13 protein-coding genes and 1 tRNA gene are annotated in these 12,099 nt (G+C 62.1%); 4 read left to right on the top strand and 10 right to left on the bottom strand.

What is annotated here, in order from left to right; genetic code table 11:
* Positions 1 to 47 precede the first annotated feature (47 nt).
* On the top strand, positions 48 to 476 hold the full coding sequence (locus tag B3605_RS15850; protein ID WP_296434987.1) for a putative toxin-antitoxin system toxin component, PIN family: 429 nt from the start codon (positions 48 to 50) through the stop codon (positions 474 to 476).
* Positions 473 to 736: a hypothetical protein gene (locus tag B3605_RS15855; RefSeq protein WP_112944625.1), complete on the top strand. Its 264-nt coding sequence runs from the start codon at positions 473 to 475 to the stop codon at positions 734 to 736. The genes B3605_RS15850 and B3605_RS15855 overlap by 4 nt, the downstream gene beginning before the upstream one ends.
* Before the next feature lie 249 nt (positions 737 to 985).
* Here B3605_RS15855 and B3605_RS15860 read toward each other — a convergent pair whose 3' ends face one another.
* The 5 genes from B3605_RS15860 to tesB all read right to left on the bottom strand — a co-directional run bounded on the left by B3605_RS15860 (position 986) and on the right by tesB (position 7,594).
* A complete protein-coding gene (locus B3605_RS15860; protein WP_112941056.1) occupies positions 986 to 1,660 on the bottom strand; it encodes an outer membrane lipoprotein carrier protein LolA in 675 nt (224 codons plus the stop codon).
* Between the two features lie 168 nt (positions 1,661 to 1,828).
* Positions 1,829 to 4,513: an FtsK/SpoIIIE family DNA translocase gene (locus tag B3605_RS15865; RefSeq protein WP_112941057.1), complete on the bottom strand. Its 2,685-nt coding sequence runs from the start codon at positions 4,511 to 4,513 to the stop codon at positions 1,829 to 1,831.
* Between the two features lie 240 nt (positions 4,514 to 4,753).
* Positions 4,754 to 6,118 carry an ammonium transporter gene (locus B3605_RS15870; RefSeq protein ID WP_112941058.1) on the bottom strand — a complete coding sequence of 455 codons (1,365 nt, stop codon included), beginning with the start codon at positions 6,116 to 6,118 and terminating at the stop codon, positions 4,754 to 4,756.
* Positions 6,119 to 6,147: 29 nt separating this feature from the next.
* Positions 6,148 to 6,498: a P-II family nitrogen regulator gene (locus tag B3605_RS15875; RefSeq protein ID WP_056810626.1), complete on the bottom strand. Its 351-nt coding sequence runs from the start codon at positions 6,496 to 6,498 to the stop codon at positions 6,148 to 6,150.
* A 211-nt stretch (positions 6,499 to 6,709) separates the two neighbouring features.
* The gene (gene tesB, locus B3605_RS15880; protein WP_112941059.1) at positions 6,710 to 7,594 is read right to left on the bottom strand and encodes an acyl-CoA thioesterase II; all 885 of its coding nucleotides are present in this window, start codon (positions 7,592 to 7,594) and stop codon (positions 6,710 to 6,712) included.
* 85 nt (positions 7,595 to 7,679) lie between these two features.
* On the opposite strand from tesB, the gene B3605_RS15885 reads away from it, so the two are divergent.
* Positions 7,680 to 8,894, top strand: a complete 1,215-nt coding sequence (locus B3605_RS15885; RefSeq protein ID WP_112974372.1) for a ubiquinone biosynthesis hydroxylase — start codon at positions 7,680 to 7,682, stop codon at positions 8,892 to 8,894.
* Between the two features lie 9 nt (positions 8,895 to 8,903).
* Here the strand turns inward: B3605_RS15885 and B3605_RS15890 are convergent, their stop codons facing one another.
* The 5 genes from B3605_RS15890 to B3605_RS15910 all read right to left on the bottom strand — a co-directional run bounded on the left by B3605_RS15890 (position 8,904) and on the right by B3605_RS15910 (position 11,665).
* Positions 8,904 to 9,041, bottom strand: coding sequence for a hypothetical protein (locus B3605_RS15890; RefSeq protein WP_162725239.1), 138 nt, complete (start codon positions 9,039 to 9,041; stop codon positions 8,904 to 8,906).
* A gap of 67 nt (positions 9,042 to 9,108) precedes the next feature.
* Positions 9,109 to 9,297 carry a Trm112 family protein gene (locus tag B3605_RS15895; RefSeq protein ID WP_112941061.1) on the bottom strand — a complete coding sequence of 63 codons (189 nt, stop codon included), beginning with the start codon at positions 9,295 to 9,297 and terminating at the stop codon, positions 9,109 to 9,111.
* Between the two features lie 10 nt (positions 9,298 to 9,307).
* Positions 9,308 to 9,979, bottom strand: a complete 672-nt coding sequence (locus B3605_RS15900) for an LON peptidase substrate-binding domain-containing protein (protein ID WP_112941062.1) — start codon at positions 9,977 to 9,979, stop codon at positions 9,308 to 9,310.
* A gap of 124 nt (positions 9,980 to 10,103) precedes the next feature.
* Positions 10,104 to 11,102 carry a thioredoxin gene (gene trxA / locus B3605_RS15905; RefSeq protein ID WP_112941063.1) on the bottom strand — a complete coding sequence of 333 codons (999 nt, stop codon included), beginning with the start codon at positions 11,100 to 11,102 and terminating at the stop codon, positions 10,104 to 10,106.
* Between the two features lie 53 nt (positions 11,103 to 11,155).
* Positions 11,156 to 11,665 carry a prolyl-tRNA synthetase associated domain-containing protein gene (locus B3605_RS15910; RefSeq protein ID WP_112941064.1) on the bottom strand — a complete coding sequence of 170 codons (510 nt, stop codon included), beginning with the start codon at positions 11,663 to 11,665 and terminating at the stop codon, positions 11,156 to 11,158.
* Positions 11,666 to 11,920: 255 nt separating this feature from the next.
* Between B3605_RS15910 and B3605_RS15915 the strand changes: the two genes are divergently transcribed.
* Positions 11,921 to 11,995 (top strand) — tRNA-Gly (locus B3605_RS15915).
* Positions 11,996 to 12,099 lie beyond the last annotated feature (104 nt).

The following is a 12,099-nucleotide window of genomic DNA, read 5'->3' on the forward strand; positions in this document are numbered from 1 at the left end:
ATCGGCACACCTTGACATGATATCATATGCGATATCATATAGTCGCCATGATCGTCGTTGATGCAAATGTCATGGTTTCGGCTTTGCGATCCTCGAAAGGCGCCTCGCATCAGCTTGTGCACGAGATGCTTACCGGTGGCGTCGACTTCGCACTGTCGCCGGCGGTGGCGCTGGAGTATGAAGACGTGCTGAAGCGGCCGGGCATTCTCGGCAAGGCTACCTGGCTCAGCGAGAGCAAGATCGACATCGTGCTCAATGCGGTGGTCAGCAAGGCCGAGCTTGTCTCGCCGTGGTTTCACTTCAGGCCGTTCCTCGCTGACCCGAAGGACGACATTTACATCGAGTGCGCCCTGGCAGCCGGGGCCACCTTGATCGTTAGCAATGATCGTTATTTCCGGCACCCCGCAGTCAGCGCCTTTGGCATCTCAGTCATGAGCGCTGGAAATTTCATCGCGCAAAGGAGACAAGAGACATGAGCACCTATCCTCTGAGAATAGCCGATCATGTGATGGAAGAAGCCAAGCGTGCGGCGGCGGAGGACAATGTATCGTTGAACCAGCTGCTCTCCGCCTTCATCGCCGATGGCATCGGGCACCGGCGGGCGATCATGAGTCTGAAGAAGCGCGCGGAACGGGGCGATGTCAGTGCGGCGCTCGCCATCCTCGACAGCGTTCCCGATAGCGAGCCCGATGCTGGCGACGAATTGGTCGCGGCAAGGAAGGCGAGCCGGAAGTAGCACGGGAGACGGCTGAGCGGTGCGGTGTATTGGGGTGTCTGTTTTCGGCAAGGTCCACTCACGTCGAGCCAGCCGACAAGGCAGCAGATGCTTGGGACGCGCCCGAGCATGACGTCGGAGGGTGGGGCGCCGTTATCAACCCATTGAAAACAAAAAGCTTCTAAATCCTCGACGTCATCCTCGGCCTCGTGCCGAGGATCTAAGCACGTCTCCATGACTGCAACGATCATGGACGCGAAGACGACGTCATCAATCCCGATAGGCCGCGGTCCCCGGGATGACCTCGTAAGGCACCTTGAACACCTTGTCGTCGAACTGCACGCCGGTCTTCACGTTGAACACCATGACGGACGTGTCCTTGCCCTGGTTGTCGGTGATCGTCCATTGGCGCAGGTCATAGGTCTTCGGGTCGAACATCATGGTGATGGTCGAGTTGCCGAAAACGGTGTTGTTGCCGAGCGCGATCGTCGTCAGGTCGGACTCTTCCTTGACGCTCTTCACCGAGCCGGCAGAGAGGTCGATCTTCTGCGCCAGAAGCAGGCTGAGCGGCGTCTTCGACAGCGGGTAGAGATCCCAGGTCTTCAGCTTCATGTTGCCGATCGCCACGTTCTTGCCATCGGCGATCACGCGGATCGGCGACGGGTCGTCGTAGTTGAAGCGCAGCTTGCCGGGGCGCTGGATGAAGAACTTGCCGCCGGTCTGCTCGCCCTTGGGGCCGAACTGTACGAACTCGCCCTGCATCGTGGCGACCGAGGAGAAGTGGTCGGCGATCGCCTGCGCGGTGCCGCTTGTGGACGCAGCCGCGGCCGCCTGGGCGAAGACGTTGAGCGGCAGCGCGGTGGACGCAGCTGCGACAGCAAGCGCGCCCAGCATGTGGCGCCGTGTCAGCGTGAAGCGGTCCAGGAATGTGTCGGAGTGGTTCATGAAAGTCTCCTTTATGCAGTCTGCATGCTGCCGAAACGCGGCGTCTTCATGGCGTCCTGGCGCGACCGGCCAAAGGTAACGTTTTCGCGCCGATCAGGTTTCCGTGAAGGACCAGTACATGCGAGATAAATCGCGCTGAAAATGCCGGAATCAAGGGCGCGAGCGCCCTCACCGGTCGAGAATATCGCCTTCGGTGGGGACCAGGATCTCGCGCTTGCCGGCATGGTTGGCCGGGCCGATGATGCCCTCCTGCTCCATCCGCTCGATAAGCGACGCCGCGCGGTTGTAGCCGATGCCGAGACGGCGCTGGACGTAGGAGGTCGAGGCCTTTCCGTCGCGAAGGACGATGGCGACGGCCTGGTCGTAGGGATCATCGCTATCGGCGAGATTGCCGGTTCCGGAGGGTCCGCCGCCGTAATCGCCATCCTCGTCGTCATCGGCGGTGATGGCATCGAGATATTGCGGCGCGCCCTGTGTCTTCAGATAGGCGACGATGTCCTCCACCTCGCCATCGGCCACGAACGGGCCGTGGACGCGCTGGATGCGGCCGCCGCCGGCCATGTAGAGCATGTCGCCCATGCCGAGAAGCTGCTCGGCGCCCTGTTCGCCAAGGATCGTGCGGCTGTCGATCTTCGACGTCACCTGGAAGGAGATACGGGTCGGGAAGTTGGCCTTGATCGTGCCGGTGATGACGTCGACCGAGGGACGCTGCGTTGCCATGATCACATGGATGCCGGCGGCGCGCGCCATCTGCGCCAAGCGCTGCACGGCGCCTTCGATATCCTTGCCGGCGACCATCATCAGGTCGGCCATTTCGTCGATGATGACGACGATATAGGGCAGCGGCTTCAGATCGAACTCTTCCGTCTCGTACATCGCCTCGCCGGTCTCCCGGTCGAAGCCCGTCTGTACGGTGCGCGAGATCGCCTCGCCCTTGGCAAGCGCCTGCTCGACGCGGGAATTGAAGCCGTCGATGTTGCGAACACCGATCTTCGACATCTTCTTGTAGCGCTCTTCCATCTCACGCACCGTCCACTTCAGCGCCACGACGGCCTTCTTCGGATCGGTGACGACGGGCGAAAGCAGATGCGGGATGCCGTCATAGACGGAGAGCTCGAGCATCTTCGGATCGATCATGATCAGGCGGCACTGCTCCGGCGTCATCCGGTAGAGCAGCGACAGGATCATGGTGTTGATAGCGACCGATTTACCCGAGCCGGTGGTGCCGGCGACGAGCAGATGCGGCATCTTGGCGAGGTCGGCGATGACGGCTTCGCCGCCAATCGTCTTGCCGAGCGCCATGGCAAGCTTCGCCTTGGAGGTCTCGAAATCTCTGGAGGCGATCATCTCGCGCAGATAGACGGTCTCGCGGATATTGTTCGGCAGTTCGATGCCGATGGCGTTGCGGCCCGGCACGACGGCGACGCGGGCGGCGATCGCGCTCATCGAGCGGGCGATATCGTCGGCAAGGCCGATGACGCGCGACGACTTGATGCCGGGGGCCGGCTCCAGTTCGTAAAGCGTGACGACGGGGCCTGGACGGACGTGGATGATCTCGCCCTTGACGCCGAAATCCTCAAGCACGCCCTCGAGCATGCGGGCATTCTGTTCAAGCGCATCGGCCGACAGCGTCGAATCGCGCACGACGGCCTTGGGCTCTGCAAGCAGGTGCATGGACGGCAGCTGGAAGCCTTCGGGGCGGATGAAGGAGCCCTGCTGCTCGCGCTCGATACGGGCGCCGAGCTTGGGGCGCTGAGCGGCCTGCTGCACGCGCGGCTCGGCGCGACCGCCGGCCTGCTTGGCAGGCGCACGCATCATCCAGCCATTGTCGTCTTCGTCATCGGGCAGGATATCGGCCGGGCGCGGCGGCATGTCGCTTTCGTAGCCCATGTCGTCGTCATCATCGTCGTTGAGCGAGATCGACGGCGCGGAGACCACGCGGCGCGGCGAACCGGCACGGGGAGCGATCGACGGATCCATCGAGGGATCCATGCGCTCGCCGCGTTGAGGCGCCTTGGCGCGCACCGGCTCGTTGAGCTTGCCGAACTCGTCATCGTTGAAATCGTAAGGCGCGTCGTAGTCATCGAGCTTGCGCTTGCGCGGGCCCATGCCGAGCATGCGGCGCATGCGGGCCTGGCTCATGTACCAGGCATGCGTCAGCGCGCCGAAGGCAAGCCAGCCGCCCTCGTCGTCTTCCTCGTCCTCATCGCCCACCGAACGCAGCTTGGAGCGGCTGGCGGCGTAGTTTTCTTCTTCCTCTTCGGCCTCTTCCTCTTCGGTACGGCCGACGATGCCAGCGGCAAAGAGCATCATCCAGACGCAGGGGACGGCGAAGATGCAGCCGACGGCGGTGGCGAAGGTGCCGGTCGGATAGGCGCCGACGAACAGCGCCGGGAAGCGCAGGATCATGTCGCCGATAACGCCGCCGATGCCGTTGGGGATCGGCCAGGTGAGCGGCGGCGGAAAGCAGCCGAGGACGGCGCAGGAAAGAACGGAGCCGAGGCCCCAGGCGGCAGCGCGCGCCGGAATGCGGGTGAAACGGCGGCCGGAGATCAACGCCAGCGCCCAGGCGACGACGGGCAGCAGCGCCACCACGCTCGCAAGGCCGAAAAACTGCATCAGGATATCGGCAAACGCTGCACCGCTATAGCCGAGCACATTGGTGGGCTCGTTGCCGGTGGCGTAGGAATAGCTCGGATCGGCGACGTTCCAGGTCGCCAAAGCCGCGACGGCCAGTGCCAGCGCAATGAAGATGGCAAACCCCAAAAGGGTCTGCGCCTGCCGGAAAATGAACCCCGAGAGGGAGAAACGGTCCGGCCGGCCATCCATTGCTGGCGATGTGCTTCTTGCCATGTGTTGTACCCGTCCAATGCCTGATGCGTGCGAATCGCCAATGCGCTTCGCGCCCAATGCGTCCGCTCCACCTAACCAAAGGACGGTTAAAGCGATGTTAACCATGAGCGGGCTGGTCGACGGATACGGAAATAAAAAGGCCCGAACCTTTGAAAGGTCCGGGCCAAGAGCGGCTCAACTGTTGATCAAGCCGCGACGGGCTGTTCAGCGGCGCCCATTTTTGAGCGCCGCAAGCCTTGTTTAGGAGTGGTAAGCGGCTTCGCCATGCGTAGCGAGGTCGAGACCTTCGCGTTCGGCTTCGACGGCGACGCGCAGGCCGACGATGACATCGACGATCTTGTAGAGGATCGCCGAACCGATGCCGCACCATACGACGGTGATTGCAACGGCGGTGAGCTGGGTCATGACCTGGCCACCCATCGTCACGCCTTCGGCGTAACCGACGCCACCGAGCGATGCGCTGGCGAAGATGCCGGTGAAGATCGCGCCGAAGATGCCGCCGACGCCGTGAACGCCGAAGACGTCAGCCGTGTCGTCGTAGCCGAACTTGTTCTTCACCACGGAGACGAAGAAGTAGCAAAGCGGCGAGACGATGAGACCCATGACGATCGCGCCCATCGGGCCGACAATGCCGGCAGCAGGCGTGATGGCGACCAGACCGGCGACCATGCCGGAAGCGCCACCGAGCATGGAGGCCTTGCCGCGGGTCATCGTTTCGACGGCAGCCCACGATACGATGGCAGCGGCGGTTGCGACGAAGGTGTTGACGGTTGCGAGCATCGCGCCGCCGGAAGCTTCGAGGTTGGAGCCGGCGTTGAAGCCGAACCAGCCGACCCAGAGCATCGAGGCGCCAACCATGGTGAGCGTCATCGAGTGCGGAGCCATCATGTCCTTGCCGAAGCCGATGCGCTTGCCGACGAGGATCGCACCGACCAGACCGGCGATACCGGCGTTGATGTGAACGACCGTGCCGCCTGCGAAGTCGAGCGCGCCCATCTTGAAGAGCAGGCCGTTTGCGTCCCAGACCATGTGTGCGACCGGGAAGTAGACGAAGGTTGCCCACAGCGCGCAGAAGAGCACCGCGGCCGAGAACTTGATGCGCTCGGCGAATGCGCCGACGATGAGCGCAGGCGTGATGGCGGCGAAGGTCATCTGGAACATCACGAAGATGAACTCAGGAATGACGACGCCCTGCGAGAAGGTGGCTGCCGTCGTTTCCTTGGTCACGCCGGAGAGGAACAGCTTGGCGGTACCGCCCCAGTATGCGCTTTCCGAGCCGCCGAAGGCGAAGGAATAGCCGTAGATGACCCAGATCAGCATCATGACGGCGCCGATCATCGTGCACTGCATCAGGACCGAGAGCATGTTCTTGGCGCGGACCAGGCCGCCGTAGAACAGTGCGAGGCCCGGAACCAGCATGAACAGCACCAGGATGGTCGAGACGAACATGAAAGTGGTGTCGCCCTTGTCCGGAACGGGTGCGGCGGCGGCAGCCGGAGCGGCAGCGGTGGCGGCATCCTGCGCGAAAGCGACGACCGGCGCGAGAAGCGCTGCGGACGCAGTTGCAAGGCGCGCCAGAGTGGGAGAAAACTTCGAAATTGACATAGAGAAAAGCTCCTTGGCTCTACCGTTACTTACAGCGCTTCTGCATCGGTTTCGCCGGTACGGATGCGCACGGCATGGTCGATCGAGTAAACGAAGATCTTGCCGTCGCCGATCTGACCGGTCTTGGCCGACGACGCGATGGCTTCGACAGCCTTGTCGACGAGCTCGCTTGCGACGGCGATCTCGATCTTGAGCTTCGGCAGGAAGCTGACCGCGTATTCGGTGCCGCGATAGATTTCGGTATGTCCCTTCTGGCGCCCGTAACCCTTCACTTCGGTCACGGTCAGGCCCTGAATGCCGATCGCCGTAAGGGCTTCACGCACCTCATCCAGCTTGAACGGCTTGATAATGGCCATCACAATTTTCATCTGGTTTCCCATCCTTCGTTACCCTCGGCACGGAGCCGACTCTCCTTGCCACTGCCGTTTGCGACCAGCGACCGACCTCTTACATTCAAGGCCCGTGCCAGATTCGAAACGATTTGTTAAGGTATTGAAAAATAAGAAATATATTTGCAGGCGCCATTAAACAGGCAAGTGATTGCCTAATAATCGCTCAAAAAATACACAAACGATTAAATTTGCATCCAAATTAGTCATTTGCCCTTTTACGAATCAGACCCTCCTGGGCCACCGACGCAATGAGCACGCCGTCTCGCGTATAGAGGCTACCGCGCGTCAAACCTCGCGCACCGGATGCGGACGGACTGTCCTGTGTATAAAGGAGCCAGTCGTCGAGCTTGACCGGGCGATGGAACCACATGGAGTGGTCGAGGCTGGCGACCTGGATCGTCTGATCGAAGATCGAGGTACCGTGGGGATAGAGCGACGTGTCGAGCAGCGTCATGTCGGAGATATAGGCGAGCACCGCCGCCTGGGCGTGCCGGTCATCGGGAACCGGACCATTGGCGCGCACCCACACATGCTGCAGCGGATCGAGCTTCTTGTCGGAGAAATAATGGGTCAGCGAGACCGGCCGGATCTCGATCGGCCGCTCGCGACCCCAATATTTGCGGATCGCCTCGGGCGCATGCGCGAGATAGCGCTTGGCGATCTCGTTCTCGTCGATCAGCGTCTCGGGCATCGGCACGTTGGGCATGGCGACCTGATGCTCGAAACCGGGCTCGACGATCTGGAACGAGGCCGACAGCGCGAAGATCGCCTTACCATGCTGGATGGCGACGACGCGGCGGGTGTTGAAGCTCGACCCGTCGCGGATGCGCTCGACCTGGTAGATGATCGGCACCGAGGGATCACCCGGCCGCATGAAATAGGCGTGCAGCGAATGCACCAGCCGCTCTGTATCGACGGTCCGCTGCGCCGCCATCAGCGCCTGCGCGATCACCTGCCCGCCGAACACACGCTGCCAGCCGACCTGCGGGCTGGTGCCGCGAAAGATATCGACCTCGATCGGCTCCAGATCGAGTGTCGCGAGCAAGGTTTCCATCGCGGTCGGCTTTTCGGTGAGGCGCGTCATTTTGTATGGCTCCGGCAGGTAGGAAGTGTGGCGATGATGATCTATATAGATCAATAGGATATTCTAAAAGAACGGGACGGGCGTTATGCGTGACATGCTTGTGGTTGGCGGGGGTTATGTCGGGCTCTCCATGGCTGTCGCGGTCAAGCAGGCGGCGCCGCATCTTGATGTCGCGGTGGTTGAAGCAGCCCCCGCGGACGTCTGGCGCAAGGACCCGCGCGCATCCGCCATCATCGCCGCCGCCACCAAGATGCTCGACGTCTTCGGCATCTGGAACGAGATCGAGCCGACGGCGCAGCCGATCACCAAGATGATCGTCACCGATTCAAAGACCTCCGATCCCGTGCGCCCGGTCTTCCTCACCTTCGACGGCGAGGTCGAGGACGGCAAGCCCTTCGCCCACATGATCCCGAATGTCGCTATGGTGGGCGCGCTGCGCGGCGCCTGCGAAAGGCTCGGCATCGAGATCACCCACGGCCTCAGCGCCACCGGCCTGAAGACGCTGGACACCCACGCCGAAATCACGCTCTCCGACGGCAGCACGATCGAGACCAAACTCGTGGTCGCCTGCGATGGCGTGCGCTCGCACCTGCGCGATCTCGCAGGCATCAAGACGGTTCATTGGGAATACGGCCAGTCCGGCATCGTCACCACGGTCGAGCACGAACGCCCGCACAATGGCTGCGCCGAGGAGCACTTCCTTCCCTCAGGCCCCTTCGCCATCCTGCCGTTGAAGGACAACCGCTCCTCGCTGGTCTGGACCGAAACGACGGCCGACGCCAACCGGCTGGTGCGCTCCGACGACCTGATTTTCGAGGAAGAGCTGGAACGCCGCTTCGGCCACAAGCTCGGCGCGCTGAAGGTGGTGGGTGACAAACGCGCCTTCCCGCTCGGCCTGACGCTGGCGCGCGCCTTCGTCGCCCCGCGCCTGGCTCTGGCGGGTGACGCTGCCCACGGCATCCACCCGATCTCCGGCCAGGGCCTCAATCTCGGCTTCAAGGATGTGGCGGCCCTTGCCGAAACCATCGTCGAAGCCGATCGCCTCGGCCTCGATATCGGCTCGATCAACATTCTCGAGCGCTACCAGGCCTGGCGCCGTTTCGACACTTTCCGCATGGGCGTGACGACGGATGTGCTGAACCGCCTGTTTTCCAACGACCTCGCGCCGATCCGCATCGCCCGCGACTTCGGCCTCGGCCTCGTAGACCGGCTACCGGGCCTCAAATCCTACTTCATCGGCCAAGCCGCCGGCACGACGGCAGCGGGCAACCCGCGCTTGCTGGCGGGCGAGGCGATTTAGGACGTTGTGTCAAATCGGCGGCGGTCGGTTGCGTCTCAGCCGTCGGCGATGACGCAGATAGAGACCATGGCCGGCATAGAGAAGCAGGCACGACAACGTGATGCCGATCGGCACAAAGTAGAAAGACCAGTAGATTTCGTCTGCCATAGCTCACGCCTCAGTCTCAGAAGGGGTGGCATAAACGGAGCTCACGCGCCGGCTGGATCAGAATAGCCTATTCCTCGATCTCGCGCGCTTCCGATACCAGCATGATCGGTATGCCGTCGCGGATCGGGTAGGCGAGCTTCGCCTTTTCGGAGACGAGCTCGTTGTGCTCGCGATCATAGATGAGCCGCCCCTTGGTCAGCGGGCAGACCATCAGTTCCAGAAGCTTGGGATCGACGCGGCTCAGTTTTTCGTCCATGCGACCGCTTCTACTGCAAAATCGTGTCCGAGTCACCGAAGACACGGGCAAGGACGATCTCGGTGATGGCGATCAGCGTTTCCGCCCGCGTCTTCAGATCCGGCGCCTCGAGAAGCGCCTGTTTTTCCGCCGGGCCGAAGGGCGACATCATCGCGAGCGAATTGACCAGCGTCATGTTGCTGGCGCGCTCCACGCTCTCCCAATCCGCCTCCAGCTTGTTGGCCTCGAGATAGGCCTTGAAGGCGGCGAGAAGGGCCGCGCGGTCGACCGCGTCCTCTTCGTTGCGTGCCGAGAGATCGGAGATGAACGGCGCGATGCGGAAGGTGCGGTACGGCTGGTGCGTGTCCTTCTCGTCGAGCAGACGGAAGCGGCAGACGCCGGTCAACGAGACGATGTATCGACCGTCGCCGGTCTCGGCAAACGAGGTGATGCGCCCGACGCAGCCGACGGCGCTGAGATTGCCGTCGCTATTCTTGTCGTCGCTCTCGCCAAGCGCCGGCTGCACCATGCCGATCAACCGGTTGCCTGATATCGCCGCGTCGAACATGGCGAGATAGCGGGGCTCGAAGATGTTGAGTGGAAGCTGGCCGGTCGGAAGCAGCAGCGCACCGGTCAAGGGGAAGACGGCGATCGTGTCAGGCACATCGCCGCTCTTCAGATATCGTGCATTCCCCACTTGCATCGGCACTCGTCCCGCATAATCGGCGGACCTAAACCACACGCCCGCATCTAAACGAATGTGGGGTACGCCATCGAAAACGCAAGGGTCGCCGGCGGCAAACAGGAAGGCGAAATGTCGCTGATGCTTAAGAGAACAGCATCGCCGAAAGCTTGCGCCGTCCCGAAACGCTGGCCGGATCCTTGAAGCCCCAGACCTCGAAGAACTGCAACAGCTGGCGGCGCGCGCCGTCGTCGTCGAAGGTCCGGTCCTTGCGCATGATGTAAAGCAGGTGATCGGCCGCTTCCTCGCGCGCGCCCTCGACATTGCGGATCTTGGCGAGCTTCATGCGCGCCTCGTGATCGTCGGGGTTGGCGGCAAGCGCCTGTTCCAGCGCCACGGGATCGCCGAGCTTGCGGGCTTCCTCGATCTGCTCGAGCTTCTTCACCACCGCCTGGATCGCCGGATCGGCGGCCATCTCGTCGGGGAGTTCCTTCAGCGCCTCGCGCGCCCGCTCATGCTGGTTGGCTGAAATCATGCACTGCGCCATGCCGGCGAGCGCCTTGGCGTTGTCGGGATCGGCCTGCATGACGGCGCCATAGAGCTGTGCGGCACCATTGATGTCGCCGCTGGCGAGCAGACCATCGGCCTCGACAAGCACAGCCTCGATCTCTGCCGCCTGATCGGCACCCGCGGGACCGGCGACGCGATCGATGAACTCACGGATCTGGCTTTCGGGCACCGCCCCCATGAAGCCATCGGCCGGACGGCCGCCGACGAAGGCGATGACGGCGGGGATCGACTGGATGCCGAGCTGGCCGGCGATCGACGGATGGTCGTCGATGTTCATCTTGACGAGCTTAACGCGCCCTTGAGCCTCGTTGACCACCTTTTCGATGACGGGGGTCAGCTGCTTGCACGGGCCGCACCAGGGCGCCCAGAAATCGACGAGAACGGGCTGGTTGCGCGACTCCTCGATGACGTCCTTGCTGAAGGTCGCCGTCGTCGTATCCTTGATGTAGCCGCCGGCGGCCGCCATCGGTGCCGGCGCCGCTGCCTGGGCCGGTGCTGCAGGCGCGCCGCCATAGCTCGCCGTTGCCGACATCTGGCCGAAGGAATTGCTGTAGGGATTGTCGTTGCCGCTCATGAGTATCTCCCGCCGCGCCGGTCAGCCGGCTTTTCTAGCGTTAAAATCGTATGTCAGGACGTCACTTTCAAGACAAGCGGCGTGTGACCGGTCGCTTCCATGAAGCGAACGAGGTCCGCACTTGCAATCGACGTGGTCGCGTCGTTGGACAGCGGATGGCAATTGATAATCTCGTCCTTCATGAGATCGGCATCAAGAACGAATGTGACCTTGTGGTCGGAATCATTGATCGCGCCGAAGGCCGTGACCGAGCCCGGAATGACGCCCAGATACTCCATCAGCTTCTCAGCCTTGCCGAACGACACCTTGCTGGCGGCACCGATCACCGTGTGCACCGTCTTCAGGTCGACCGAGGCATTCTCCTCGACGGTAAGCAGGAAGAACTGGTCCTTCTTGTCCTTCACGAACAGGTTCTTGGTGTGACCGCCGGGAATCTCGTCGCGCAACGCCACCGATTCGGCCACCGTGAACACCGGCGCATGCGTCTTGGTGCTGTGCTTGATGCCGAGCCCGTCGAGAAAGGCGTAGAGTTCGGCTGCGGTCTTCGGCGTCTTCTCGGTCATGGCTCGTTCCAGCATTCTATTGGGATAAGGCGCCCCCTGATTACGTCCCCCTCCCCTTTTTTGCAACGTGCCTATTCGCCGCTTTTCCCTGCATTTGCGGCATTTTAGCTGGGACCGGGTAAGCTTTTCAAATTTTTCTTCGCCTTTCCGTCATTTCCCTGTTGCATTTGAAAATCGTTTGGGCGATATAGCGCCCGTCGCCGCAAGGTGGCGCCCACGGTCCTCTCTAACTACCACAGGCCGTCGGGATTATGAGCGGGTGTAGCTCAGTGGTAGAGCACAACCTTGCCAAGGTTGGGGTCGAGGGTTCGAACCCCTTCGCCCGCTCCAAATCTTCCCAACCAATTGATATATTGTAATTATACGATCGCTGATTGGCCGCATCGATCGACGTGTCTGCAGGCTCGAAGCACGCATCCACTCACGCAACCGTC

This window comes from Rhizobium sp. UBA1881 (assembly GCF_002338015.1).
Taxonomy (GTDB): Bacteria; Pseudomonadota; Alphaproteobacteria; order Rhizobiales; family Rhizobiaceae; genus Rhizobium.